General features: G+C 53.7%; 36 protein-coding genes. 11 read left to right on the top strand and 25 right to left on the bottom strand.

Annotated elements, in window-relative coordinates:
- Nucleotides 1–16: 16 nt before the first annotated feature.
- The 23 genes from rpsM to rplC are packed head-to-tail and all read right to left on the bottom strand — an operon-like array spanning nt 17 to nt 11,258.
- Nucleotides 17–397, bottom strand: coding sequence for a 30S ribosomal protein S13 (rpsM, locus tag IGQ16_RS02680; protein WP_024125578.1), 381 nt, complete (start codon nt 395–397; stop codon nt 17–19).
- Between the two features lie 33 nt (nt 398–430).
- A complete protein-coding gene (rpmJ, locus tag IGQ16_RS02675) occupies nt 431–544 on the bottom strand; it encodes a 50S ribosomal protein L36 (RefSeq protein WP_011055957.1) in 114 nt (37 codons plus the stop codon).
- A gap of 60 nt (nt 545–604) precedes the next feature.
- Nucleotides 605–829, bottom strand: coding sequence for a translation initiation factor IF-1 (infA, locus tag IGQ16_RS02670; protein ID WP_011055956.1), 225 nt, complete (start codon nt 827–829; stop codon nt 605–607).
- A complete protein-coding gene (locus IGQ16_RS02665; RefSeq protein ID WP_024125577.1) occupies nt 822–1,409 on the bottom strand; it encodes an adenylate kinase in 588 nt (195 codons plus the stop codon). Before IGQ16_RS02665 ends, infA begins: the two co-directional genes overlap by 8 nt.
- Nucleotides 1,409–2,719 (bottom strand): preprotein translocase subunit SecY, encoded by a 1,311-nt coding sequence (gene secY / locus IGQ16_RS02660; RefSeq protein WP_024125576.1) that lies wholly within the window; start codon nt 2,717–2,719, stop codon nt 1,409–1,411. Before secY ends, IGQ16_RS02665 begins: the two co-directional genes overlap by 1 nt.
- Before the next feature lie 12 nt (nt 2,720–2,731).
- On the bottom strand, nt 2,732–3,196 hold the full coding sequence (gene rplO / locus IGQ16_RS02655; RefSeq protein ID WP_024125575.1) for a 50S ribosomal protein L15: 465 nt from the start codon (nt 3,194–3,196) through the stop codon (nt 2,732–2,734).
- Nucleotides 3,197–3,209: 13 nt separating this feature from the next.
- Nucleotides 3,210–3,734 carry a 30S ribosomal protein S5 gene (gene rpsE, locus IGQ16_RS02650; protein WP_011055952.1) on the bottom strand — a complete coding sequence of 175 codons (525 nt, stop codon included), beginning with the start codon at nt 3,732–3,734 and terminating at the stop codon, nt 3,210–3,212.
- A gap of 11 nt (nt 3,735–3,745) precedes the next feature.
- A complete protein-coding gene (gene rplR, locus IGQ16_RS02645) occupies nt 3,746–4,108 on the bottom strand; it encodes a 50S ribosomal protein L18 (RefSeq protein ID WP_024125574.1) in 363 nt (120 codons plus the stop codon).
- Nucleotides 4,109–4,672: a 50S ribosomal protein L6 gene (gene rplF, locus IGQ16_RS02640; protein ID WP_024125573.1), complete on the bottom strand. Its 564-nt coding sequence runs from the start codon at nt 4,670–4,672 to the stop codon at nt 4,109–4,111.
- A gap of 18 nt (nt 4,673–4,690) precedes the next feature.
- The gene (gene rpsH, locus IGQ16_RS02635; RefSeq protein WP_024125572.1) at nt 4,691–5,092 is read right to left on the bottom strand and encodes a 30S ribosomal protein S8; all 402 of its coding nucleotides are present in this window, start codon (nt 5,090–5,092) and stop codon (nt 4,691–4,693) included.
- Nucleotides 5,093–5,121: 29 nt separating this feature from the next.
- Entirely contained in the window at nt 5,122–5,667 is a 546-nt protein-coding gene (gene rplE, locus IGQ16_RS02630) for a 50S ribosomal protein L5 (RefSeq protein ID WP_024125571.1), read from the bottom strand.
- 58 nt (nt 5,668–5,725) lie between these two features.
- Complete coding sequence (gene rplX / locus IGQ16_RS02625; protein ID WP_024125570.1) at nt 5,726–6,079, bottom strand: 50S ribosomal protein L24; 354 nt, start codon at nt 6,077–6,079, stop codon at nt 5,726–5,728.
- Nucleotides 6,079–6,447 carry a 50S ribosomal protein L14 gene (gene rplN / locus IGQ16_RS02620; RefSeq protein ID WP_024125569.1) on the bottom strand — a complete coding sequence of 123 codons (369 nt, stop codon included), beginning with the start codon at nt 6,445–6,447 and terminating at the stop codon, nt 6,079–6,081. Before rplN ends, rplX begins: the two co-directional genes overlap by 1 nt.
- 12 nt (nt 6,448–6,459) lie before the next feature.
- Nucleotides 6,460–6,708: a 30S ribosomal protein S17 gene (rpsQ, locus tag IGQ16_RS02615; protein WP_011055945.1), complete on the bottom strand. Its 249-nt coding sequence runs from the start codon at nt 6,706–6,708 to the stop codon at nt 6,460–6,462.
- Nucleotides 6,708–6,920 carry a 50S ribosomal protein L29 gene (rpmC, locus tag IGQ16_RS02610; protein ID WP_024125568.1) on the bottom strand — a complete coding sequence of 71 codons (213 nt, stop codon included), beginning with the start codon at nt 6,918–6,920 and terminating at the stop codon, nt 6,708–6,710. Before rpmC ends, rpsQ begins: the two co-directional genes overlap by 1 nt.
- Before the next feature lie 2 nt (nt 6,921–6,922).
- Complete coding sequence (rplP, locus tag IGQ16_RS02605; protein ID WP_011055943.1) at nt 6,923–7,354, bottom strand: 50S ribosomal protein L16; 432 nt, start codon at nt 7,352–7,354, stop codon at nt 6,923–6,925.
- Nucleotides 7,355–7,368: 14 nt separating this feature from the next.
- Entirely contained in the window at nt 7,369–8,085 is a 717-nt protein-coding gene (rpsC, locus tag IGQ16_RS02600; RefSeq protein WP_024125567.1) for a 30S ribosomal protein S3, read from the bottom strand.
- Nucleotides 8,086–8,097: 12 nt separating this feature from the next.
- Nucleotides 8,098–8,466, bottom strand: a complete 369-nt coding sequence (gene rplV, locus IGQ16_RS02595; protein ID WP_011055941.1) for a 50S ribosomal protein L22 — start codon at nt 8,464–8,466, stop codon at nt 8,098–8,100.
- A gap of 30 nt (nt 8,467–8,496) precedes the next feature.
- Nucleotides 8,497–8,775, bottom strand: coding sequence for a 30S ribosomal protein S19 (gene rpsS, locus IGQ16_RS02590; RefSeq protein ID WP_011055940.1), 279 nt, complete (start codon nt 8,773–8,775; stop codon nt 8,497–8,499).
- Nucleotides 8,776–8,797: 22 nt separating this feature from the next.
- On the bottom strand, nt 8,798–9,664 hold the full coding sequence (rplB, locus tag IGQ16_RS02585) for a 50S ribosomal protein L2 (protein WP_297060141.1): 867 nt from the start codon (nt 9,662–9,664) through the stop codon (nt 8,798–8,800).
- Between the two features lie 11 nt (nt 9,665–9,675).
- Nucleotides 9,676–9,978, bottom strand: coding sequence for a 50S ribosomal protein L23 (locus IGQ16_RS02580; RefSeq protein WP_024125564.1), 303 nt, complete (start codon nt 9,976–9,978; stop codon nt 9,676–9,678).
- Nucleotides 9,971–10,603 carry a 50S ribosomal protein L4 gene (gene rplD / locus IGQ16_RS02575; protein WP_297039987.1) on the bottom strand — a complete coding sequence of 211 codons (633 nt, stop codon included), beginning with the start codon at nt 10,601–10,603 and terminating at the stop codon, nt 9,971–9,973. Before rplD ends, IGQ16_RS02580 begins: the two co-directional genes overlap by 8 nt.
- A 16-nt stretch (nt 10,604–10,619) precedes the next feature.
- A complete protein-coding gene (rplC, locus tag IGQ16_RS02570) occupies nt 10,620–11,258 on the bottom strand; it encodes a 50S ribosomal protein L3 (protein ID WP_297060139.1) in 639 nt (212 codons plus the stop codon).
- Between the two features lie 364 nt (nt 11,259–11,622).
- On the opposite strand from rplC, the gene tgt reads away from it, so the two are divergent.
- The 6 genes from tgt (at nt 11,623) to IGQ16_RS02540 (ending at nt 16,204) form a co-directional block, all read left to right on the top strand.
- The gene (gene tgt / locus IGQ16_RS02565) at nt 11,623–12,759 is read left to right on the top strand and encodes a tRNA guanosine(34) transglycosylase Tgt (RefSeq protein ID WP_024125562.1); all 1,137 of its coding nucleotides are present in this window, start codon (nt 11,623–11,625) and stop codon (nt 12,757–12,759) included.
- Nucleotides 12,743–13,219 (top strand): DUF2752 domain-containing protein, encoded by a 477-nt coding sequence (locus IGQ16_RS02560; RefSeq protein ID WP_024125561.1) that lies wholly within the window; start codon nt 12,743–12,745, stop codon nt 13,217–13,219. Before tgt ends, IGQ16_RS02560 begins: the two co-directional genes overlap by 17 nt.
- 88 nt (nt 13,220–13,307) lie before the next feature.
- Nucleotides 13,308–13,739, top strand: coding sequence for a BLUF domain-containing protein (locus tag IGQ16_RS02555; RefSeq protein WP_297060137.1), 432 nt, complete (start codon nt 13,308–13,310; stop codon nt 13,737–13,739).
- A 1-nt stretch (nt 13,740) separates the two neighbouring features.
- Nucleotides 13,741–14,238 (top strand): DUF177 domain-containing protein, encoded by a 498-nt coding sequence (locus IGQ16_RS02550; RefSeq protein ID WP_297060136.1) that lies wholly within the window; start codon nt 13,741–13,743, stop codon nt 14,236–14,238.
- Nucleotides 14,235–15,740, top strand: a complete 1,506-nt coding sequence (locus tag IGQ16_RS02545) for an AAA family ATPase (protein ID WP_024125558.1) — start codon at nt 14,235–14,237, stop codon at nt 15,738–15,740. The genes IGQ16_RS02550 and IGQ16_RS02545 overlap by 4 nt, the downstream gene beginning before the upstream one ends.
- Nucleotides 15,737–16,204 carry an SH3 domain-containing protein gene (locus tag IGQ16_RS02540; protein WP_024125557.1) on the top strand — a complete coding sequence of 156 codons (468 nt, stop codon included), beginning with the start codon at nt 15,737–15,739 and terminating at the stop codon, nt 16,202–16,204. The genes IGQ16_RS02545 and IGQ16_RS02540 overlap by 4 nt, the downstream gene beginning before the upstream one ends.
- Nucleotides 16,205–16,211: 7 nt before the next feature.
- Here IGQ16_RS02540 and IGQ16_RS02535 read toward each other — a convergent pair whose 3' ends face one another.
- Nucleotides 16,212–16,646, bottom strand: coding sequence for an FxLYD domain-containing protein (locus IGQ16_RS02535; RefSeq protein ID WP_297060133.1), 435 nt, complete (start codon nt 16,644–16,646; stop codon nt 16,212–16,214).
- 150 nt (nt 16,647–16,796) lie between these two features.
- Here IGQ16_RS02535 and murD point away from each other — a divergent pair, with 150 nt between their 5' ends.
- The 4 genes from murD to IGQ16_RS02515 are packed head-to-tail and all read left to right on the top strand — an operon-like array spanning nt 16,797 to nt 20,854.
- Nucleotides 16,797–18,161, top strand: a complete 1,365-nt coding sequence (gene murD, locus IGQ16_RS02530; protein ID WP_024125555.1) for a UDP-N-acetylmuramoyl-L-alanine--D-glutamate ligase — start codon at nt 16,797–16,799, stop codon at nt 18,159–18,161.
- Nucleotides 18,158–19,333 (top strand): AI-2E family transporter, encoded by a 1,176-nt coding sequence (locus IGQ16_RS02525; RefSeq protein ID WP_297060131.1) that lies wholly within the window; start codon nt 18,158–18,160, stop codon nt 19,331–19,333. The genes murD and IGQ16_RS02525 overlap by 4 nt, the downstream gene beginning before the upstream one ends.
- A 4-nt stretch (nt 19,334–19,337) precedes the next feature.
- Nucleotides 19,338–20,015 (top strand): hypothetical protein, encoded by a 678-nt coding sequence (locus IGQ16_RS02520; protein ID WP_297041749.1) that lies wholly within the window; start codon nt 19,338–19,340, stop codon nt 20,013–20,015.
- A 2-nt stretch (nt 20,016–20,017) separates the two neighbouring features.
- The gene (locus IGQ16_RS02515; protein WP_024125553.1) at nt 20,018–20,854 is read left to right on the top strand and encodes a DUF1838 domain-containing protein; all 837 of its coding nucleotides are present in this window, start codon (nt 20,018–20,020) and stop codon (nt 20,852–20,854) included.
- A 13-nt stretch (nt 20,855–20,867) separates the two neighbouring features.
- Here the strand turns inward: IGQ16_RS02515 and IGQ16_RS02510 are convergent, their stop codons facing one another.
- Nucleotides 20,868–21,890 carry an aspartate-semialdehyde dehydrogenase gene (locus tag IGQ16_RS02510; protein WP_024125552.1) on the bottom strand — a complete coding sequence of 341 codons (1,023 nt, stop codon included), beginning with the start codon at nt 21,888–21,890 and terminating at the stop codon, nt 20,868–20,870.
- 182 nt (nt 21,891–22,072) lie between these two features.
- On the opposite strand from IGQ16_RS02510, the gene IGQ16_RS02505 reads away from it, so the two are divergent.
- A partial coding sequence (locus IGQ16_RS02505; protein ID WP_297060127.1) for a filamentous hemagglutinin N-terminal domain-containing protein occupies nt 22,073–25,554 on the top strand: 3,482 nt, incomplete at its 3' end.

Below are 25,554 nucleotides of genomic sequence, written 5' to 3'. Positions count from 1 at the left end.
GCAGGAGCGGAAAAACTTATTTCTTAGCAGCAGGTTTTTTCTTACCAGCCACAGTGCGACGACCACCACGACGGGTGCGAGCATTGGTACGGGTGCGCTGACCACGAACCGGCAATCCAAGGCGATGGCGCCGTCCCCGATAGCAGCCAATGTCCATGAGCCGCTTAATATTCATGGCCTCCAGGCGGCGCAGATCCCCTTCCACTTGGTACTCGTCAATAGCAGCCCGCAGTGCCGCAATATCCGCATCCGTTAAATCGCGGGTGCGTGTATCAGGATTGACACCCGTTTTTGCCAAAATTTCTTTGGAGCGGGTTAAGCCAATGCCATAGATGTAGGTAAGGGCAATTTCAATGCGTTTGTCGCGGGGTAAATCAACACCAGCAATACGAGCCATGAATCTAGTTCCTATGTGTGCAACAACAGTGGGTTACCCTTGGCGCTGCTTGTGTTTCGGATTGGTGCAGATCACCATCACCCGGCCACGTCGCCGAATGACGCGGCATTTTTCACAAATACGCCGTACCGATGCTCTTACTTTCATATCAGTTGCTCATGTAGTCGCAAATTTTATATCTTAGCAGAGTGATCAGTAAAGATCAAACTACTTTTTGCGCAGGCGATAGGTAATCCGCCCTTTGGTCAAGTCATAGGGGGTCAATTCCACCTTGACGCGATCGCCCGGCAAAATCTTGATGTAGTTGCGGCGAATCTTCCCAGAAATATGAGCAAGGACATTGAAGCCATTGTCCAGATCCACCCGAAACATGGCGTTGGGCAATGACTCAGTCACTGTCCCTTCAATTTCAATGGCATCCTGTTTAGACACGGTTCACCTCCCCAATACGTGCTTGAATGGCAGCAGTTACCTCTTCAATCGTACGCGTTCCATCAATGTGCACAAACCTAGGATGACTCATGTACTGTTGAATCATCGGTAGGGTTTCCCGCTCATAGACCTCTAGCCGCTTAAGGATAGTTTCCGGGGTATCATCGGAGCGCTGCTGACCGTTGACAGCTTGCTTAGCGCGATTTAGGGCGCGTTCTTGGAGAATCGCAGCGGGCACATCTAAAAAAAGCAAGTAATCGTAGTCTTGGTGAATGCTTTTGAGCATCTCCTCAAAGACCGCTGCTTGTGCCACATTGCGGGGAAAGCCGTCCAAAAGCCAACCCGCCGTCGTATCTGGCTGTTGCAAGCGATTGGCCACCATCTCCACAATCACCTGATCTGGTACCAGTTCACCGCGATCCATGTAGCGTTGAGCCTGTTGACCGAGGGGGGTGCCGGCAGCTCGCTCTGCCCGCAGAATATCCCCTGTAGAAATATGGGGAATGCCCAAGAGTGTGGTCAGAATTGCCGCCTGTGTCCCTTTGCCCGAACCGGGGCCACCAAACAAAATTAAGCGCATTACTGCTTCACCATCCCCTCATAACGCTGTGAAATCACATAGGTTTGAATTTGTTTTGAGGTGTCAATGGCCACCCCCACCAAGATCAACAGGGAGGTCGCCCCCAACCCTTGGAATGTTGTTACTTTGGTTGCACTCTCGACTGCTGTGGGAATAATTGCCACCAGACCCAAAAAGATCGCCCCTAGGAATGTCAAGCGGTTGAGAACCCGCTCTAGGTAATCAGAAGTCGCTTTCCCCGGTCGAATCCCCGGAATACTGGCGCCCATTTTTTTCAAGTTTTGGGACATATCCACGGGGTTGACCACCAAGGAGGAGTAAAAGTAGCTAAAGAAGAGAATCAACAGCAAATAAAAAATCACGTATAGCCAGGGTGTTGGCCCTGCCGGAGAAACATAACTCGCAAATCGGGCGACGAGTTCGTTACGGGTAAACTGCGCCAATGTCGAAGGTAGAATCAGTACCGCCGAGGCAAAAATGATCGGCATCACCCCCCCTTGGTTTAAGCGCAGGGGCAGGTAACTGGTCTGCTCGCGGTAGAGCTTACGCCCCACTTGGCGACGGGCCGAAACAATAGGGATGCGGCGGGTCCCCTCTTGAACGAAGACAATGCCAACAATCATGGCTAAAAAGACAGCCACAAGGATCACGATGCCGCCGATGTTGCCACCACTTTCCGCAAGGGCGATCGTCTGGCCCACCGAGGCAGGTAAGTAGGCAACAATGCTCAAAAAGATCAAGAGGGAAGCACCATTACCCACCCCTCGCTCAGTAATCAATTCCGAAATCCACATCACGACCATTGAGCCAGCGGTCAGGCCAAGAACAATCTCGGCTACAAACCACGGCCCCGGGTGTAAAGCGGCGCCGGGAATTGAACTGACAAAAATGGCAATACCAAAGCTTTGTAGAACCGCCCAGCCCACAGCGACGTAGCGAGTAATTTGGGAAATTTTGCGACGGCCGGCTTCCCCTTCGTCTTTTTGGAGTCGCTCCAAGGAGGGGAGAGCAGCAGTCAGCAACTGCATGATGATCGAGGCGTTAATATAAGGCAAGATGCCAAGGGCGAAAATCCCAAGGGCGGAAAGGCCACCGCCTGAAAAGATATCGAGGAAGCGAATCACGGCATTATCTTGAACGCTCTGGGCAAAAACAGCGCGCTCTATTCCCGGAATCGGTAGATAGATGCCAAGCCGCACTAAGATTAGCAGCCCAATGGTGATCAGGAGTCGCCCCCGCAGACCAGCCGCTTGAGCCATCTGCATAAACGTTTCTTGGGCAGTGGGTGCCTTGCCGCGATTCACAATCATATTGGGGTTCCTCTATTCACTGTCGGCAGCAACGGAGGTCTCCACACATACCCCACCAGCGGCTTCAATCTTGCTGCGGGCACTGCTACTAAAGGCAGCCGCATGGACCTCTAGCTTGACATTTAGCTCACCCCCCCCTAGTACTTTAAGGGGATATTTGGCAGTGGTGAGAATGCCAGCTTCAAGGAGGGATTCAACTGTCACCACACTATTGGGCGGTAGGGTATTGAGACGACCTACGTTGATCGTAGTGTAAACCTTCCGGCTGACGAGGGGGAAGTGCTTGAGTTTGGGGAGACGACGGTAGAGGGGGTTTTGACCACCTTCAAAGCCAGGACGAGTGGGGCGACCGGAACGAGATTTTTGCCCCCGCATACCAAAGCCGCCACTTGCCCCTTGACCTGCGGCAATACCCCGACCAATCCGCCGTTTGCGCCGTCGCGATCCCGCTTGGGGGTGCAGATCTTGAAAACGCATGGATCACTCCTAACTATTTGCTATAAAGGTTTTCAATGGGGATTTCCCGCTCCTCGGCAACTTCTTGAAAAGTGCGCAAGGCTGCAAGGGCTTCGAGGGCGGCACGGGCATTGTTGAGGGGGTTGCTGGATCCCAGCTGTTTGGCAAGTACATTGCGTACCCCTGCTAGTTCCAGAACGGTGCGCACAGAGCCACCTGCAATTACCCCAGTTCCCGGTGCGGCGGGACGAATCATGACGCGGGCAGCACCGCCTTCGCCAAAGGTGGGGTGGGGAATAGAGTTGGATTTGGTGATCGGGACATCAATAAGGTGCTTCTTGCCATCAGCTACGCCTTTGCGGACCGCACCAATGACATCGGCGGCTTTGCCGACACCCACACCCACTTGGCCACGCTCGTTGCCAACGACAACAATGGCACGGAAGCTGAGTTTCTTACCGCCTTTGACCACTTTGGAGACGCGGCGGATCTGGACGACTCGCTCTTGCCAGTCAGTTTCTTTTTCAACTTTGCGGGGGTTTTTACGACGATTTGCCATCGGGTCATCCTCTAAAAGTCTAGTCCAGCTTCACGGGCGGCCTCCGCTAAGGCCTTGACACGACCATGGTAGATATTGCCACCACGATCAAAGACAACGCGTTCAATGCCAGCGGCTTTGGCACGCTCTGCAATCAGTCGCCCCACTTCGGTGGAGGCGGCACAGGTCCTCCCATTCCCCAGCTTTTGCCGCAGTTCTGGCTCCAGACTGGAAGCGGCGACGAGGGTATGATGCCGGGTGTCATCAATCACTTGGGCATAGATGTGCTGATGGGAACGAAAGACAGCGAGGCGGGGGCGATCGCTGGTACCTTTGATTTTGCGGCGAATGCGCTGATGCCGACTTTGGCGAGCCGCAATACGAGTTTGCTTCATCTATTTCTTCCCTGTCTTACCAACTTTACGACGCACAAATTCACCCATATAGCGGATACCCTTGCCCTTGTAGGGTTCAGGGGGGCGCACAGCGCGAATACGGGCAGAGGTGTTGCCGACCAGTTCTTTATCAATACCACTGACGAGGACAATGGTGCCTTGCTGGACTTTTTTACCTTGGTTGTCCTCGATTTCTAGGGTAATGCCCTCAGGCGGCACGATCTCAACGGGGTGGCTGTAGCCCATACTGAGGACAAGGGTTTTGCCTTGGAGCTGGGCACGGTAACCAACCCCTTGAATCTCGAGCTTTTTCGTAAACCCTTGGGAGACACCTTCTACCATGTTGGCCAGTAGCGTGCGGCAGAGGCCGTGGCGTTCTTTGGCCGGTCGAGAATCATCGCGGCGTCTGACGACAATCGTTTCGCCCTCTTGGGCAACATTCACTTCCGGAGGAAAAACGCGAGTGAGTTGACCCTTAGGACCTTTGACCGTGACCTGCTGCCCCTCTAGGGTGAGGGTGACATTTTTGGGCAGAGGGATGGGACGCTTGCCAATACGAGACATGTGGGACTTCCTCCGAGCTTACCAAACGTAACAGAGTACTTCGCCGCCAATGCCCTGCTTCCGTGCCTCGCGATCGGTCATGATGCCGCTTGAGGTGGAGATGATGGCAATGCCGATGCCACCGAGTACCCGGGGCAACTCACGGGAATTGGCATAGACGCGCAGACCAGGTTTACTCACCCGCTTGAGCGCAGTAATAATCGGCTGGCGCTGCTTGCCGCGATATTTTAGGGAAACCACAAGCTGCCGTTTGACGCCGTCCCCTTGCTCTTCAAAATCGCGAATAAACCCCTCCGCTTTCAGGACCTGCGCAATACTGCGGGTCATGCGCGTGGCCGGAATGGTGGTGGTTTGATGACGCGCAAGGTTTGCGTTGCGGATGCGAGTTAGCATATCGCCAATCGTGTCATTTACTGCCATAGTTGCTCCTTAAAAATCTGCCTCCGGCGTTAGTTCTCACGGAACGGCATGCCCATTGCTTTGAGCAGGGCACGTCCTTCTTCATCAGTATTGGCAGTGGTGATGATTGAGACATCCATGCCGCGAATTTGATCAATGTCGTCGTAGTTGACTTCGGGGAAAATCAATTGCTCACGCAAACCTAGGGTGTAGTTGCCCCGGCCATCAAAGCTTTTGGGGTTGACACCACGAAAGTCACGAATACGTGGCAGTGCCAAGTTAATCAAGCGATCCAAAAAGGCATACATGCGATCGGAACGTAACGTCACGGCAACCCCCACGGGCATGCCTTTGCGAATTTTGAAGCCAGCGATCGCCTTCTTGGCACGGGTCACCACGGGCTTTTGGCCTGTAATTGTAGCAATTTCTGCCAGGGTGGCTTCGAGGGCCTTAGCATTTTGCGCCGCTTCACCAAGACCCCGGTTGACGGTCACTTTGACAATCTTGGGCACTTGGTGAATGTTTTTGTACTGGAATTGTTGCATGAGCTGCGGCACAACGGTTTTGTTGTAGTGGTCTTTGAGGCGTTGAGACATGGGGCTTCTCCTAGGGGCATTCTCTGGGCTGGGTCAGAGAGGGGGAAACAAGTGAGACCTAATCAATGATTTCGCCAGTTTTCTTGAGCATCCGTACCTTACGGCCATCTTCGGTGTAGGTGTAGCAGATGCGGCTGGCCACGTTTTGCTTGGTGGAGTAAAGCATCACCTTGCAACTGTAAATCGGGGCTTCTTTGGTGATAATTTGCCCCGATTCGCCCTCTTGGCGGGGCTTGACGTGTTTGGTTTTCAGGTTAACCCCTTTGACAATTACCTGACTGGTTTTGGGAAAAACGGCGAGGACTTCACCGACTTTGGCTTTGTCCCTGCCGGCGATGACTTGAACCATATCCCCTTTTTTCACGTGCATGCGATAGCGCACGGGCTTTTTGTTTGCTTTCTTGGCCGCCATTAGAGTACCTCCGGTGCCAATGAGACAATTTTTGTGAAGTTTTTATCCCGCAGTTCGCGAGCCACAGGGCCAAAGACACGGGTACCGCGAGGGTTGCCATCTTGGTTGATCAAGACAGCGGCGTTGTCATCAAAGCGGATGCTCATGCCACTTTCGCGGCGGATGGTTTTGCGGGTGCGCACAATGACAGCCCGAACCACATCGGATTTTTTCACTGCCATATTGGGAGTCGCATCTTTGACGGTGGCAATGATCACATCGCCCACACTACCGTAGCGACGGTTACCGCCTCCGAGCACACGAATGCAGAGGAGCTTTTTGGCGCCGCTATTGTCAGCAACATTGAGATAGGTTTCCTGTTGAATCATGGCTGGCTCTCCTTAGGCAGTGCGAGGACTGAGAATCTCGGCAATGACCCAACGCTTGGTGCGACTCAGGGGACGGGTTTCCCGAATGCGCACGCGATCGCCCACTTTGGCTTCATTGTTTTCATCATGGGCTTTGTAGCGGCGGGTTTTGACGACAATTTTGCCGTACTTGGGATGGGGGGCGCGGTTTTCGACAGCAACGACGACGGTTTTTTGCATTTTGTCGCTGACGACAACGCCAACACGTTCCTTAACTGCCATTAGCCTTGGCCTCCACTGCGGCGACGTTCATTCTCAAGGGTTAAAAGCTGTGCCAACTCGTGGCGCAGATGTTTAAATTGATGGGGCTTGACCTCTTGACGGGTGGCTTTTTTGAAGCGCAGATCAAAGAGTTCTTTCTTAATCGCGGCAATGCGATCGCTCAGCTCTTGATCACTCAGTTGCCGCAGGTCTTTCATTTTCGTCAGTGCCATTCTTAACCCTCCTGTTGTTGCTCTTCTTGATTGCGCACCAGAAAACGGGTCTTGATCGGCATTTTGTAGGCAGCAAGGCGCATGGCTTCGCGAGCGACCTCCTCTGTCACACCGGCAATTTCATACATAATGCGACCGGGTTTGACCACTGCCACCCAGTACTCCGGTGACCCTTTCCCTGACCCCATCCGTGTTTCTGCAGGCCGCATCGTCACGGGTTTGTCGGGGAAAATGCGAATCCAGATTTTGCCACCGCGGCGGATATAGCGGGTCATGGCGCGACGGCCGGCTTCAATTTGCCGTGCGGTGATCCAAGCAGGTTCAAGGGCTTGAAGAGCATAGTCGCCAAAGTGGATGGAGTTACCGCGACTGGCAACTCCCGTCATGCGACCCCGCTGCTGTTTGCGAAATTTTGTACGCTTTGGACTTAGCATCGCTAGCTTCCCTGTTAGTTAGAGCGATTTTCAAATTGGGGTAGACGGCGCTGCGGGCTACGGCGAGTGGCTTCCCGTGGAACTGCTTCCGTTTGTCCCGGCAGAACTTCGCCCTTAAAGATCCACACCTTCACACCCAAAATGCCGTAGATCGTGCGGGCTGTGCGGTAGGCATAGTCAATGTCTGCCCTTAGGGTATGCAGGGGAACTCGCCCTTCCCGTGTCCACTCGGTGCGGGCAATTTCTGCCCCATTCAGGCGACCGGCCACTTGGACTTTGATCCCCTCAATACCTGCTCGCTGCGCCCGCTGAATAGCTTGGCGCACGGCCCTTCGGAAGGCTACCCGTCGCTCTAGTTGCTGAGTGATGTATTCCGCCAAGAGGCTGGCCTCAGCATCCACTCGGCTGACTTCCACCACGTTGACTTTGATTGTGCGGTTACTAGGAAGCATCTGCCGCAGTTGCTTGCGCAGTTCCTCAATCCCTTGGCCGCCTTTGCCAACGACGACACCGGGACGGGCGGTGCGAATTTGCAGCTCCACTTGATCCGCTTTGCGCTCAATGCGCACTTCAGCAATGCCAGCATTGGCCAGTTGCTTGTTAATAAACGTGCGGATGCGGTGATCCTCCTGCAAAAGCTCGGGATAGCGATCGCTATCGGCGAACCAGCGGGAGCGATGTTCTTGGGTAATGCCAAGGCGAAAGCCAATTGGGTGAATCTTCTGTCCCACGGTGGTATCCTTCTACGATTCGTCAGCAGTGTTTTGGGGCGCCACAGCAATCGTGATGTGGCAGGTGGGTTTGCGAATTTGGTAGGCGCGACCTTGAGCACGGGGGCGGAACCGCTTCAGGCAAGGCCCTTGATCGGCATAGGCCTGACTAATCACCAAGGTGGCCGGATCTAAGCCTAAATTGTGGGTGGCATTGGCTGCCGCCGATCGCAGGACCTTCGTAATCGGCTCACAGGCACGATAGGGCATAAAGCGCAGCATAATGAGGGCATCGCGGTAGGTGCGACCCCGCAGTTGATCTAGTACCCGCCGCACTTTGTGGGGTGACATGCGGACATACTTGGCGCAGGCACGGGCAGTAGGAGAAGAGGTAGAAACCATAGACGGCTATCCCAGAGGCGAACAAGAGAATCAATGGCGGGCTTTTTTATCGCCCTTAACATGACTGCGGAAGTTGCGGGTGGGGGCAAATTCCCCCAGTTTGTGCCCCACCATTTGCTCAGTGATGTACACAGGCACATGCTGTTTGCCGTTGTGGACAGCGATCGTGTGGCCAATCATTTCTGGCACAATTGTTGAGGCACGCGACCACGTTTTGATCACTTCCTTGGCATTGCGCTCATTGAGGGCTTCAATCTTGCGTAAGAGATGATCCGCCACAAAGGGGCCTTTTTTTAATGAACGTCCCATAACCTAACTTCTCCGCAAAAACCTAAGACTGACGACCACCGCGACCCCGCTTGGAAGACTTCTTGCGACGACGCACAATCAGGGCATCACTGAGTTTCTTCTTCTTGCGAGTTTTGTAGCCAAGGGTGGGTTTACCCCAAGGAGTAACAGGTCCAGGACGACCAATGGGAGCCCGCCCTTCACCACCACCGTGGGGGTGATCTACGGGGTTCATCACCGAACCACGCACCTTCGGACGACGACCTTTCCAGCGATTGCGACCGGCTTTGCCCAAACTGATGTTGTTGGCTTCCACATTCCCCACTTGGCCAATGGTGGCATAGCACTCCTTACGGAAGAGCCGCACTTCCCCCGAAGGAAGCTTGAGGGTGACCATGTCACCTTCCTTGGCCACCACCTGTGCCATGGCACCAGCAGCTCGCACCATTTGCGCACCGCGACCGGGGGTAATTTCCACATTGTGAACGCTGGTACCTAAGGGAATTTTGCCCAGGGGAAGGGCGTTACCCACTTCGATGGGGGCATCGGGACTGGCAATAATCTCAGTGCCGGGGGTCAAATCGCGCGGATGGATGATGTAGCGTTTTTCACCATCGCGGTAGTGGAGCAGGGCAATGCGGGCATTGCGGTTGGGGTCGTACTCCACGGTTGCCACTTTGGCAGGGATATTGAGCTTGCTGCTGCGGCGAAAATCAACAATGCGGTAGCGACGCTTGTGGCCGCCACCTCGCCGCCGACTGGTAATCACACCGCGATTGTTGCGGCCTTTGTCGCGCTTGAAGCCACGGGTGAGTGACTTTTCGGGCCTGGCGGTGGTAATTTCAGCAAAGTCAGAAACAGTTTTTTGGCGAACGCCGGCGGTGTAGGGTCGGTAAACGCGAATGCCCATGATCTACTCCGTTAAACTTCGGGGAACAGAACGATCTTGCTGTCGGGGGCAAGGGTGACGATCGCCCGCTTATAGCGAGGACGATAGCCAACAAACCGACCCACGCGGCGCTCTTTGCGAGGCAGATGATAGGTATTAACTGCCGTGACTTTGACGTTAAAGAGTTCCTCAACAGCCGCCTTGATTTGCGGCTTGGTGGCGCGCCGATCCACGTCGAAGGTGTATTGATTGTTCTCCAGCAAAATTGTGGCCTTCTCTGTGATGATGGGGCGCTTGATGAGATCCGCAAGGGCGCGGGGTTGGACTTTAGTCACCGTACACCTCCTGAATTTTGGCGATCGCGCCAGTGGTGGCAACAATGCGATCGGCATAGAGCAAATCAAAAACATTCAATTGATCAGCACGCAGCAGTTTCAGAGTGGGCACATTTCGCGCTGAGAGTGCCACCGTTTCCGTAATGTCTGCGGCCAGTAGCAGTACTTTTTGCTCTGGCTCAATGCCCCAGCGTTGCAAAGCCGTCACCAATTCCTTGGTTTTGGGACGTGGCAGGTGATCGGCAAAGTCTTGAACCACAATCAAGTCTTCAACGCGGCTCATCAGAGCTGTGCGCAGGGCAAGCCGGCGCTCCTTACGGTTCATTTTTTGGCTATAGTCGCGGGGCTTTGGACCAAAGATCACACCGCCCCCCCGCCAGAGGGGAGAACGAATCGAGCCGGCGCGGGCACGTCCTGTTCCCTTTTGCCGCCAAGGTTTGCGCCCACCGCCGCGCACTTCGGCACGAGTTTTGGTGGAAACGGTCCCTTGACGGGCGTTGGCTAACTGCCGCACAAGGGCACGATGGACAATATGACTGGCAGTTTCAGGTTTTGCTGTCGCCAGATCCAGGGTGGCTTCACCTCTGTCGGCACCCTGCCAGTCTTTAACTACACATGCAACCATAACTACTCTCCAGCCCCTATTTGCGACCGACAACCTTGGCGGGGGTAATGCTCACCAGTGCCCCCGGTTTACCCGGCAATGCCCCTTTGATGAGGATTAAGTTGCGCTCAGGATCAACGCGGACCACCTGCAACTTGCGAATGGTAACCGCCGTGTTGCCCATGCGACCGGCCATCCGCTTGCCGGGGAAGACACGACCCGGTGTTGTCCCCGCCCCCGTAGAACCGGGTAGACGATGGTTTTTTGAACCGTGCGCCATCGGACCGCGCTTGAAGTTGTGGCGCTTTTGGTAGCCAGCAAAGCCGCGGCCAATGCTTGTGCCGTGGACATCCACAAGCTGCCCTGGACTAAAAATATCAACGGTGATGGCCTGACCCAATTGATAGGCAGAGACATCTTCGAGGCGAAATTCCCGCAGATGACGCATAGGCGGTGTTTGTGACTTGTTGAGATGACCGCGCTCAGGGCGACTCAGGTTTTTCTCTCGCACCTCACCATAGGCCACTTGAATTGCTGTGTAGCCGTCGGTTTGAGGGGTTTTAATTTGGGTGATCGGACACGGTCCCGCTTGTACCACCGTAATGGGGACAGATCGGCCCGCCTCGTCAAAGATTTGGGTCATGCCCAACTTTGTCCCTAAAATACCAACTGTCACGATCGCGTTCCTTAAAAATACGAATCACAACAAAACAGCAAAAGCAAGCCGCAAGGCTACACTTCGGCAGATTCCTAGAGTTAGGAATAGTGGATTGACCCAGCAGTTAGACGGTCAAGACGATGACGCCCAGGGCGCATCTCATTGATCAAGGACAGGCGCAGGTAAAGATGGCAAGGCTATGATTGCAAGTTGCGAACACGCTGCCACCCCTGGATCAGTGGGACCAAGGACTTAAGGGGGTTGAGGCGATCGCTCCCACTCAGTATCCGTTTTTGGTCACAAGTTTTAATCATAGATCAGCAGTTGTGGGTTTGTCTAGGGATTTGGTAACATTTTTTACGCCTTCTTGTCGATCCACAGCGTGTTTGAATTTGTCTGCCAGCAGGAATGTGCCCATACCCAAGCCCGGGCCGGCCTGTTTCACACCCCCCATGGCACAGTGGCAACGCCGCGTTTTATGCCAGTGGGCACCCTAGCCAATGTCAAAACCCTGACCCCAGAACACCTGAAGGCAGCAGGCGCCCAAATGATCTTGGCCAACACCTACCATCTGCACCTGCAACCGGGAGAAGACATTGTGGCTGCAGCGGGGGGGCTCCACTGTTTTATGGGCTGGTCAGGGCCAATTCTCACGGATTCGGGGGGGTTTCAGGTCTTTAGCCTCAGTGAAATGCGGCAAATTTCCGATCAGGGGGTGGTGTTTCGCTCGCCCCACGATGGTCAGATCATTGAGTTATCACCCGAGCGGGCGATCGCCATTCAAGAAGCCTTGGGGGCAGATGTGATCATGGCCTTCGATGAGTGTCCCCCCTACCCTGCTAGCCGTGAGGCAGTGATCCAAGCTACCCAACGCACCCTGCATTGGTTAGAGCGCTGTATTGCCGCCAAACAACGATCCGATCAGGCCCTCTTTGCCATTGTTCAAGGGGGGGTGTATGCCGACCTGCGTCGGGAATGTGCTGAGGTAATGGTGCCCTATGACCTACCCGGCTACGCCATTGGTGGCGTTAGTGTCGGTGAACCCAACAGTGCTGTGCACGAAGTTGTGGCGGTGACAGCTCCCCTCCTGCCCGTCCATAAGCCGCGTTATTTGATGGGGGTGGGGACGCACTTAGAAATGCTGCGGGCGATCGCTGCTGGTGTTGACCTCTTTGACTGCGTGATTCCTACGCGTCTGGCTCGCCACGGCTGTGCCATTGTCCAAGGGCAGCGCTGGAACCTGAAAAATGCCCGCTTCCGCCGCGACTATGACCCCCTCGATCCAACCTGTCCCTGCTATACCTGTAGGACATTTAGCCGCGCCTACCTCAGTCATCTTGTGCGTGCCAAGGAACTCCTCGCCTATACCCTGCTCTCAATTCATAACGTGACAGAACTGATTCGCTTTACCCAAGCAGCACGGCAGGCAATTTTAGAGGAGCGATTTGCGGCCTTTGCGGCAGAATGGGAGCAGCGACTAGTGGTGAATGCTGAGGAACCCGATGCTGCGCTTCTCTGATGCTGTTTTATCTAAACAGGAACGCTTGAGCCGTTGGGGCTTTTTGGGACTGACGACGGCACCTTTAGTGGGAGCGGCACTGTTTAACCATACGGGAACGCCGCCTTTCTTACTGTGTCCGTTTTGGGCAACAACGGGCATTCCCTGTCCGGGGTGTGGCCTGACTCGTTCTTTTATGGCGATCGCTCGCGGCAATCTTGCAGATGCCCTGAGAATGCATCTCTTTGGCCCTATACTCTTTCTCGCATTTACAGTGGCTGCTGTATTGATGGCCCTTGAACTAAAAGCAGGGCGACGATTGCAGCACACCCCCTTTCGCGACATCAATGAACGCATTCAAAACTGGTGGTGGCTGGGGGGCATTTACCTTGGCTACTATGGCCTGCGGCTGTACAGCCTATTCCACACAGGGGAGTTCTATATCAATCCTTTAGAGATACTAATAATAAAAATCCTTTAGAAATACTAATAACAAAATTCAGCTAAAGAAAAGAACCCTTTTATGGGATAGTAAAACTCAACTGTGTGCGATCGAGAACAGAAAACCCATGAGACTACATCGCCTAATCTATCTCAGTTGTGCCACAGATGGGTTGTCCTACCCAGACCTGCGGGATATTATGGCCAAGTCAGAGGTGAACAATGTGCGCGATGGCATTACGGGAATGCTGTGCTATGGCAATGGCATGTTTCTGCAAACCCTTGAGGGCGATCGCCAGAAAGTCAGTGAAACCTACGCCCGTATTCTTAAGGATCCCCGCCACCACAGCGCTGAAATTATTGAATTTAAGGGGATCGAAGAGCGAACCTTTATCAATTGGTCAATGCGTCTGGTGCAGTTGGGTGAGATGGATAGCGACACCATTCGGCGCCTGCGGTTAAAATACTCTCCAGCAGCAACGTTTCAGCCAAGCTCAATGACGGCCGAGCAGTGCTTCCGTTTCCTGAAAGAACTCTATGATATAAGTCAAGGATCCTAACGTGACCCCTATCCACTGGCTAAGCATTCCTGAACTGTTGCGGCTGCCCGCCCAGACCTACGAGTGGCGGGTGGATACTCATTTTCCAGACTTGGCAACGCTGACTCCTGTGCAAGGGATGGTTACTGCCAGTCACCGCCACACCTACTTAGAACTGCGGGCCAGTGTGCAGACCATTGTCACCCTCTCTTGCGATCGCTGTTTGCAGTACTATAATCACCGCCTAGAGTGTGCGACCAGTGAACTGATTTGGCTGGCGGAAAGCCCAACGAGTCAGCCCGACGATGATCTAGTGGAGACCTTGCCGGCCACAGGTCGCATTGATCTTGGAGATTGGCTCTACCAGCAACTGTGCCTTGCCCTGCCCTATCCCAAGTACTGTGATCCCCACTGTGGCGGTATTCACCCCCCCACCCCCGCAGAACCCCCTGTGGATCACCGCTGGGCAACACTAGCGCAACTACAGTCGGCTCTGGAGGGTGCAGAACCATCGCCGTGAGTGCTCAGTCTGACCTTGAACTCTTGCTGCGGGCACGCTATCCCCTGTTGTATGTGGCCACAACGGAGGAAGAACGCCTTGAGGCGACACTGCATAGGATTAGCGATCGCCTGAATCAGCGCCCCATCTACATTTGGGATTTTGTCGAGGGATATCAGGGTAATCCCAATGATCTGGGGGTGGCCAAGCGCAATCCTCTCACTGCCCTTGAATTTGTCGAAAAACTACCGCCAGCGGCAGCGGCCATAATTCTGCTGCGGGATTTTCATCGCTTTATTGAGGATGTAGCGGTCTCTCGCAAACTGCGGAACCTGGCACGGCAACTCAAGTCCCAGCCCAAAAACTTAATCTTGCTTGCTCCGACGGTGCAGTTGCCCCCGGAACTGCGGGATGTGATTACCGTTGTCGAGTTTCCCTTGCCCCAACGGGAGGAAATTCGCCTTGAACTGGTGAAGCTCTGCCACAGCCTCGGTAACATTCCCCCAGAACCTCTTCTCGATGAATTGATCCGCGCTTGTCAGGGCTTGACCCTAGAGCGAATTCGCCGGGTGATGGGTCGGATTATTGCCCTCCACGGTATGCTGGACAGCAGCCATGTGGATCTAATCTTGGAGGAGAAACGGCAGATCCTGCGGCAAACCCAAATTCTCGAGTTTTACCCCACCCAAGAAACGATTGCTGATATTGGCGGTCTTGATAACCTTAAGGAGTGGTTGCTGCGGCGCGGCGGCGCCTTTTCCGAGCGGGCACGGCGCTATGGGCTACCCTATCCCCGTGGGGTGCTGCTGGTGGGGATTCAGGGTACAGGTAAGTCCCTGACAGCAAAGGCAATCGCCCACCAGTGGCACTTGCCCCTTTTGCGATTGGATGTCGGGCGGCTCTTTGGTGGCCTGGTGGGGGAATCGGAAGCACGCACCCGCGAAATGATTCAAATTGCTGAAGCCTTGGCGCCCTGTGTTCTCTGGATTGATGAAATGGATAAGGCCTTTGCCGGCATTGATGGCCGTGGCGATGGCGGAACCAGTAGCCGTGTCTTTGGCACGATTATCACTTGGTTGGCGGAGAAAACCTCTGCCGTTTTTGTTGTGGCCACTGCCAACAATGTGCAGGTCTTGCCCCCTGAACTGCTGCGCAAGGGGCGCTTTGATGAAATCTTTTTTGTGGGGCTACCCAATGTGGATGAGCGGCGCGCCATTTTTGAAGTGCACCTCAGTCGCGTGCGGCGCGATCGCCTGCAAAACTACGATCTAGAGCGGCTGGCCTACGAAACCATTGACTTTTCCGGGGCTGAAATCGAGCAGTGTATCATTGAAGCAATGCACCTTGCCTTTAGCCAAGACCGCGACTTTACCACCGAAGATCTCCTGCATGCGGCCAGCGAAATTATCCCCTTGGCGCGGACAGCTCGCGAACAAGTCCACCAATTACAAGAATGGGCGGCCTCCGGTCGGGCGCGGTTTGCCTCACGCATCCTGTCTCCCCCCCAGGACGTTAGATCATGAAACCAGTTGTGCGTCTGCTGCAATGGCTCTTGGGAACCTTTTTGGGCTTAGGCCTGATTACCCTTGTGGTTGCTGCCCTCATTACGCCCCTCATCTTTAACTTGCTCTGGCCACCCCCGCCTCCCAAAGTCGAGGCACACAATTCGCCACCACCGACGTCACCAGAGTCCTCACCGAATTCACCCTCGCCCACGCCTGAACCAACCCCGATCCAGTCACCGCAGCCAAATCCTAAAGGGCGAGTGATCTATGGAGAGGGTTTGCGGGTGCGCGATCGCCCCAGTCGGGAGGCAAATGCCCTGGGGGGCGTGGCCTTTGATGAGGTGGTGACGATCCTAGAGCGCAGTGAGGATGGGGAATGGTTGAAGATTCGCACTAAAAATGATCTTGAAGGCTGGGTACTGGCCTTTGGTGTGCAGGAAACAACCCCTCAATCCGCCACATCCAGTGAGACACCCCAGTAGGCCCCGGCTATTGGGAAAATTCCTGCATTTGCTGAAACGAGCGGTACTCGCGATCGCCACTCAGCCATTCCACAAGCGTAATTTTCACCCGTCCGCCCGCATTGGGAGTTGCCAGAAACTCCGCCTCCCCTTGGCTATTAATCGCTTGATTGCGCAACTGGGTCGATCCCGCTTCCAGCAGTCGTTTGCCGGTAGGATCATAGATTTCGTAATAGATCTGAACATTGCGTGCTGGTGTGGCCGTTTCATTGCGCACGCGTCCCGTCAGGCGGTGGTACCAGACACCCGCAATATTCTCACTCTGCAATTGGACATTGGTGACGCGCACCACTTTGGGTGCTTCCCGGCGGCGGGCGATCGCGGGCATACCTTCAAGGGAGAGGAACCCGCCACAGATTGTCAATAGCAAACCACAGAGCCAAATTCTGCGTAAGCTAGGCATTGTTCTTTACCCAGTGTGACAATAATAGAGTCTAAGGCGCAACCTTCAGCGGCAGCGATCGCCTTTCGGTCCCATTGGCCTTGAGGATACCACTTTGGTGGCCGCTGCCCCGAGTCTGTACCTGCTCGATTGGATTCACCCCCCTTAACTATGCCAACTGTTCATGTGATTGGTCTTGGTCGCTCTGGCATTGCTGCCGCCCGTTTACTCAAACGTCAAGGTTGGCAAGTGGAGGTCAGTGACCGCCGCCAAACTCCGGCGCTGCAATCTCAACAGCAACTGCTGCAAGCTGAAGGCATCCCCGTTCAACTCAACTATGACTTTGATTTGCAAACTCTTGTCAGCGTTGGCCTGCGCGTTCCCGATGAAATTGTCATTAGTCCGGGGGTACCGTGGCACTCCCCTGCACTGGTCGCTGCTCGCCAAGCGGGCATCCCCGTCTGCGGTGAAGTGGCAATTGCCTGGCAGACCCTTGCCCATTTGCCCTGGGTGTGTATTACGGGCACCAATGGTAAAACAACAACCACGGCACTCACGGCCGCCATTTTTCAAGCGGCGGGGTACAATGCACCGGCCTGTGGCAACATTGGCAATAGCATTTGCGAAGTGGCTTTGACCGCAAGGGCCCTTGATTGGGTGATTGCTGAGATTAGTAGCTATCAATTAGAGTCGAGCCCCCCCCTACAACCCCAATTTGCCCTTTGGACAACCCTCACGCCGGATCACTTGGAACGCCACGGTACCCTCGACGCCTACGTGGCAACCAAAGCCCACCTAATGAACGGCGCAAAACAAGTGATTCTCAATGGGGATGATCCCTATCTGCGTCAGCACATGGTGAATCGTTGGCCCGAGGCATGGTGGATCAGTACTCAAGGGGCGGCAGCCCTACCTCAGGGGATTGAACAGGGCATCTATATTGCTGAGGATCAAGTGTGGTTTCAGGATCAGCCCCTCCTGCCTACCCATATCCTGCAAATGCCAGGTCAACACAATCAGCAAAACTTTCTTCTAGCGGTGGCAACTGCACATTTAGCCGGTATTCCCGCCGAAACGATCGCCAAAGGGGTGGCGGGGTTTACCGGTGTACCCCATCGCCTAGAGCGAATTCGTCAATGGCGACAGGTGGAGTGGATCAACGACAGCAAGGCCACCAATTATGACGCTGCAGAAATTGGGCTGCGTTCTGTGACAGGTCCAGTCATTCTCATTGCTGGGGGACAGGCCAAAAAGGGGGACGATCGCCCTTGGCTCAACCTAATTCAGGAGAAAGCTGCTTGGGTGCTCTTAATTGGTGAAGCGGCACCGCAGGTTGCGCAGCGCCTAGAGGCGATCGGCTTTACAAATTATGAGATCATGGAGACACTGGATCGGGCAGTGGCGGCGGCGGCTGAACTGGTGACCCAGTATCCGATCAAAACCGTGCTCTTTTCCCCTGGCTGTGCCAGCTTTGACCAATATCAGAACTTTGAAGAACGCGGTGATCACTTTCGTCAACTGTGCTTAGAGCTATGAGCCAATCTGCGGCCTCGGGTCACTGGTGGAATCGTCTCTCCATTGCCAGTCGGTTTCTGATTATTGGCTTGGCAGGGCCAATTTTGACGCTGAATTTCTGGGCATTTGCCACCGTTCTCAAGTTCTTTGGGCCACTGGTGGCAGTGCTTGTCCTTGCCTCCCTATTTGCCTTTTTGCTGAACTACCCGGTGCGCTGGATGGAGGAGCAGGGAAACCCCCGGGGACCCTCAGCAATTTTCGTCTTTCTGCTCGCCTTGGTACTGATTGCCATCATTGCCTTGGTTGTGGTGCCCAATCTCTTTAATCAGGCACAACAGCTCATTGCCCGTCTACCGGAATGGTTTAACTCCAGCCAACGACGACTGTTGGAATTTGGCCAGTGGGTGGACTCCCTCAATCTGCCGGTGACGGTGGATGTGGATGCCCTTGCCAATCAACTGTTGGAAAAACTTAAGGATCAATTGCAAAGCTTAGCTCGCGAGGCGCTGAATTTAATTTTGGGCACCCTCAGCAGTGCTGTGGATGTGCTGATTAACCTGATTTTGACGGTTGTACTCACGTTTTATTTGTTGCAGCACGGTGATGAATTGTGGGATGGTCTCCTCAGTTGGCTGCCAAATACGGTCCGCCCCACGGTTTCAGAAACGATACGCCGCAGTTTTGAGAGCTATTTTATTGGTCAGCTGGTACTCGGGCTGTGCATGGGAATTGGCTTGACCACGATTTTCATTTTCCTCAAGGTGCCCTATGGACTGCTCTTTGGTGTCATTATTGGCGTGATGGCTTTGGTGCCCTTTGGCGGCACAGTGGGGATCATTTCCATTAGTTTGCTGGTTGCCCTTCAGGATGTTTGGCTCTCCCTGAAGGTGGTCGGGTTTGCCTTTCTCTATCAGCAGTTTTTGGAGAATGTGGTTGCGCCACGGATCATTGGTAGCTTTACGGGCTTAAATCCGGTTTGGGTTTTTTTGGCGATCCTGACGGGCGCTAGGGCTTCGGGTTTAGTTGGGGTTCTAATTGCAGTTCCAATTGCGGTGGTGATCAAAACCTTCCTTGTGAGTGTGCGATCGCGCCTCAATACTGAGGAAGACGTGGAGGCCACCGTTGCACTCCCCAATCATCCGCCCCCCTTACCGCCGGTTTCTTCCTCAATGAAGCCATCCTCAGTGGAGTAGGAAAATGCTGCGTGCCCTTCACCCCGGAATTCTCACCTCCCTTGTGTTAATCAGTACAACAACCGCCATTACTCTAGTTACGGCTTTTATTGGCTACCACCTAGGGCGAGACTCATTGCGCGGTGTGTCCCAGCCGGTGGTGAATCCCATCCTCGGCAGTGCTGTGAATGGCAATGATCAAACTGAAGGGGAGCGATCGCCCATTCTTGACGAGGCGCAGATCATTGCCCAAACCAAAGCCCGCATTGCCGAAATGACCGAGGGTTCCAGCGATCGCAAGATTGTGCCTGCTCCCACCCCTGCCAATGAACCCCCAGCAGCGGAACCCGCAGTGAGTCGGACACTGCCTATCGTCGCTGAGGATAAGGGGGTGCGCCTAGAGATTAGCCGTGTGGACACCCTTGGCCAAGATTTAGCGCTGCAGGTTAGCTTGAAAAACGATAGTAGCCAAGGGGTGCAGTTTATTTACACCTTTCTTGAAATCACAAACGATAAGGGTGACCTTTTGAGTGCCCTCACCGAAGGCCTACCAACGGAATTGCCCGCCGGCAGTGATCTGGTCAAAGGCACCATTCTTATTCCCAAAAGCCTCCTCAACAATACAAAAACCTTAACACTGCGCCTTGCCAGCTATCCGAATCAGGATGTGGAATTGCAGGCTGCCAATATTCCTGTGGAGTAGCCATGCCCGCTGCGGAATTGGTTCAAAAATGGTTGAGTGCTCGCGATTGGGTGCGGGTGCGGGCAGATTTGAGGGGCAAGACCACGTTTATCGCATGGCAGGGAGCTGTGTATAGCTTTGTTCCCCAAGAGCGTCGCCGCCACCTCTTCAACATTGTTGGCATGAGTGCCGCTCGCTGTTTGCCCCATCCCGAGGGAGGGTGGTATTTTCTTTCCCGTGAATTAACGTTTTATCTGGATCCAGAAAATGGATCCCTGTGCGATCGCTGGCACAATCCTTGGACAGATGAGGGAGTTCCCGTGATTCCGGTTGCCAACGATCCTGTGCAGGGGCTATTTCGCCGTGAGGTACCGGCTCAAGTCAGTGAGAGAACCACGACGTTTCAGTTTGATCTGTTTCCCTACTATGACAATCCCTTGGCTAGGGATAAGCGGTTTCAAGCCTACAGCCCCCAGCCCATCTACCAAGCAGCAGAACTCTTTAAGCTAACGGTGGCCACCGCCGATTTACAACAGGAGACACCGACCATTGCCGATGTCCATTTGTCTTGGAGTCGGATTGGTCCTTGGTTGCCTTGGATGAAGATGGGCGATCGCCCCGGTTATCTCATCTATAGCGCGACCGGCTGCAAAGCCCTGGCCGTGGAAGACTTGCCCCCTCTCCTACAAGAGCAATTAGAGCGACTGCCCCAATACCGTGAAGCCCCCAGGGAATACCGCGAGGGCGCAGATATGACCTCGTGGCTGTATTTTCAGGAGCACTTTGAAGCCTACCTAGAAAGGCTGGGGGAGCCATCCCCTGAGGTTGGGCGATCGCCCCGTGAACCTGCGGATCAATGACTGGTGAAGAGAGTTAAAGCAATCCTTGGGCAATCAGGGATTCAGCAATTTGCACCGCATTCAATGCCGCTCCCTTGCGAATTTGATCCCCACACAGCCATAGTTCAAGGGCATTGGGTTCTGAAATATCTTGGCGCAGCCGGCCCACAAGTACTGGGTCCTTACCTGTTGCCTCGAGGGGCATGGGGAAATAATTGCGCTGCCAATCCTCAACAAACTGTACCCCCGGCGCTGTTTGCAGGCGATCGCGGGCCTCCTGCAGTGGAAAAGGCTCAAAAAATTCCACATTGAGGGCTTCCGAATGGGCACGCAACACGGGCACCCGAACACAGGTGGCCGTTAGCCGCAACTGGGGGGCATGGAAAATTTTGCGGGTTTCATTGACCATCTTCATTTCCTCTTGGCAGTAGCCCTGCTCATTGAGGGGAGAATTGTGGGGAAAGAGGTTAAAGGCCAAGGGATAGGGAAAGACCGCTGTGCGCGGTGGCTGTCCCTTTAGAATATCGAGGGCTTGATCCTTGAGTTCTTGCATGGCCTTTGCCCCCGCCCCACTGGCCGACTGATAGGTGGCCGCCACAATCCGCCGCATCGGTCGCACCTGATGCAATGGCCATAGCGCAACCGTCATCAAAATTGTTGTGCAGTTAGGATTGGCAATGATGCCTTGGTGTGTTTTTAGATCTTCAGGGTTGACTTCGGGCACCACTAAGGGAACATTGGGTTCCATGCGATAGGCACTGGAATTATCAATCGCGATCGCCCCCCCTTTGACCGCGATCGGCAGCCACTGCCGCGACACACTTGCCCCCGCCGAAGCCAGAATGAGATCCAACCCTTTGAGGGTCTGTTCACTCACCGCCTCTACAGACAGCACGGTCTCACGAAACGAGAGGGTTTGACCTGCTGAACGAGGCGAAGCCAACAGACGCAACTCTGCTACTGGGAACGACCGTTCCGCCAAAATTGCCAAAATTTCCGTGCCAACCGCACCTGTGGCTCCTAAAATGCCAACCCGTAATCCCTGTGCCAAGACCATTACTCCTAGGAATATAAGCTCATTCTATGATCGTTACGGATTGAGAAGTAACAAAGCATAGCATTTTGGGAATTTTATTGTTCTACCTATAATGGTTATTGCCAATTTCCACCACAGCCTCTGCACTCCTCCACAAGAGTCTCCAGAGGCACGACTCGATGAATTATCTGGAGACTGGAATCGTGAAAACTCTACAGCGGTATCTATTTACCATTGCCTTAGCCTTTGGGGGACTGTGCAGTGACGCTGTTTACAGCCAGATCACCCCAGCTATCAATGGCACTAACACCACCGTCATCCACAATGGTCAACAGATTGATATTAGCGGTGGCAGCCTATCGGGGAATGGTCAAAATCTCTTTCACCTCTTCCGTGACTTCAATGTTGGCAATGGCCAAATCGCCAACTTTCTCTCCAATCCGCAAATTCGCAACATTCTTGCGGGCGTCAATGGTGGCAACGCCAGTTATATCAATGGCTTGATTCAAATCACGGGTGGCAACAGCAACCTGTATCTGCTCAACCCTGCGGGGATTGTTTTTGGCCCCAATGCCCGCTTGAATCTTCCCGCTGCTTTCCATGCCTCCACTGCTCAACGGGTGCTGTTTGAGGGAGGGGTCTTTGATGTCAATGGCCAGAATCTCTATCTATCCCTCAATAGTCAGCCCAGCGGTTTTGAATTTCTGAGTAAAGGCCTCATCATCAATGAAGGTGAGCTTAGGGTTGCTAGGGGTCAAACCCTCAGCCTGATGGCATACCAAGTGATCAACACAGGTATACTCGCAGCCCCCGCAGGAAATATCCACATTGTAGCTGTACCTGAAACAGGAATGGTGCGTGTCTCCCAAGAGGGAATGCTGCTCAGCCTTGAGATTCCTCAGGAGCGACTACCCTCTGGAGGAGCGATCGCTGCTGTGGACTTACCCAGCTTACTCACTGGCCAGGGTTCACAACCTGTCAACAGCGTCATTCGAAACCCCGATGGCACCATTCACCTTGTCCATGACCCCAGTAAAATCCCCACCACAACCAACACCGCCGTCATCAGTGGCAGCCTTTCCGTCGCCAATCCCATAGGTACTGGTGGCAAAATCACGATCACCGGTCAAAATATCGCCCTCATCAATACCAACTTAACCGCTTCTGGTCAGCTCGGGGGTGGCACGATTCTGTTGGGGGGCGATTACCTAGGAGGTACCACTGGCACCAACCGATTGCATAGCAGTTTCAATGCCCAGAATCTCTTTATCAACAGCGGCAGTCTGATGGCAGCAGATGCTCTCAATCAAGGCAATGGTGGCACCGTCATTGCATGGGCAGACAACAGCACTCAATTTGGCGGCACTATCACTGCACGCGGCGGCCAACTTGGCGGTAATGGGGGCTTTGTTGAAACCTCCGGTCGAGAATTACTGAGCGTTTGGGGAACAGTAGATGCCACTGCAGCTAATGGTCAGTCCGGTACATGGCTCCTTGACCCACGCAATGTCACCATTAGCGGCGGCACCAGTAAGGGTACATTTTCTGGTACCAATCCTGATATTTTTACCCCCACAGATGATAATGCCTCTGTTGCGAATACCGCCATTGCAGCTGCTCTGAATTCCGGGACTAGTGTCATCATCACAACTGGTGATACTGGAAGCCAAGCGGGTAATATTACTATTGCTGCTCCTATTACCAAGACAGCAGGGGGCGACGCCTCCCTAACTTTCCAAGCCGCAAATAACATTTTTGTTTATTCTTATAACATTCGCTCAGACGTAGGCCGACTAAATATCATTCTCCATGCCGATGCTGATAACAACGGTGCCGGTACCATTCAATTAAGCTCAGTCTCACTGATTTCTAACGGTGGCAATATTGTTTTGGGGGGCGGTTCTAATCCTTTCACCAGTCCAGCGATCGGTGTCACCACTGCTGGGGTTGGTATCCAATCCTCTACTCTCAATGCAGGTGGTGGCCATATTAGGATTCATGGCAGTGGTGCAACAACAACTAGCGGGGTAGAGATCAGTAACAGTTCAATCCTCACCTCCGGGTCTGGGGAGATCACCATTCTAGGGACAGGTGGTTCTAGTGGTAGTAGTTATAGCGCTTTGGATGGTATCTCAATTCAGAACTCCTCAATCGGGGCCGAGGCTGGCAATCTTACCTTGACCGGCGCGGGCGGCAGCGGCCCTGAAGTATTTTCCAAAGTTGGCATCGGTCTTAAAGGGTCACAAATTCAAACCACGACAGGGAATATTACCCTTACAGGTACTGGCGGTACCGGTCCTGCGGTGGTCAACAACACGGGCATCGAGATCAACTCCACCAGGATCATTAGTCAAGGTGGCAACCTCACCCTCAGGGGCACAGGGGGGCAATCAGGCCCTGGGATTCGTTTCGACGCTGGCCCAACTGACCCCGCTGCAGTCAGAACGACTGGCCATGGGAATATTCTTATCGAAGGTCGCGGCACTGATAGTAATCCCGGTCTGGTCATGGCACTCTCTGATTCCCTGACTGTTGCTGTTCAAGATGGCGTGCTCACATTAGCAGCCCAAGGGGGGATTGAGATCTCCGGTGATCCCACCTCACTAGATATCCATAGTGACGGGGCAGGCCACCTTGTCTTTCAACCGATTGATGCGGCTACCCCTGTTGGCCTTGGCGATGGTGCAACGGGTAACCTAATCGTTAATCAGTCTCTCCTCAACCAAATCAGGGGTGGCTTTTCATTAATTACCATCGGTCATCCTAGTGGCACTGGTCCCATTGATGTTCGCCCCTTCAGCCTCAACTACAATCTCACCCTACAAACCCCCGCCGCCAGTTCCCTAGGTATTCAGTTCAATGGCTCTGGCACAACGAATCTCTATGGTCGTAATCTGACACTCAATAGCGGTGGTGGCGTTACTCAGGGCAGCCATACCATTTCTGGGGGAACGCTCCAACTCCTCGGACAGGGGACTTTCAACCTCAGCAATGCCAACAATGAGTTTCAGGCACTCTCAGGAAATGTCACTGGAAATGTGAACTTGAGTAATCAAGGCGCTCTAGGTATCGTCAGTTTCAACAACGGTGTCAATGGTCTGACCACTGGCATTAATACCAACGGCAATACCCTAATCCTCAGTTTAAACAGTGGGAACCTAACGCAAAGTGCGCCCATCCGAGCAGGCAGCTTGGGTTTAACTTTACAAGATGGCAGTGCAATTTTGACTAACCCGAATAACCAGGTGGGGACACTGGCCGCTCAGTTGAATAGTTCGAGGGATTTGCAATTTGTCAATAACAGTACCCTTACCGTCGGCAGTGTTAATCCAACAGGCATTACAGGGCGCAGCATTTTCCTGCGAACATTAACAGGCGATATCGTTCTTAATGCCCCAATTTCTGGTGTTGGGACTGGGGATGCGATTGTCCTTGTTGCAGAAAATAACTTTATTAACAACTATGGGCCAAATGTCTTCAGTACCCCCAATGGTCGCTGGCTCGTTTATTCAACTGACCCAAATCTCAATATTAATGGCGGCCTCGCGGGTTCAGAGCAATTCAACACCACCTATCCTGAGCCTGCTCTATTTTCTGGTCCTGGTTTTCTCTATCGGGTGTCTCAAGCACCCCCACCAGTACCTCCAGAATCCCAAATTCAACAAGATCTAGGTGGAATCTTACT

Source organism: Thermosynechococcus sp. M3746_W2019_013 (assembly GCF_015296045.1).
GTDB lineage: Bacteria > Cyanobacteriota > Cyanobacteriia > Thermosynechococcales > Thermosynechococcaceae > Thermosynechococcus.
This window is presented reverse-complemented; position numbering and strand designations above follow the sequence as displayed.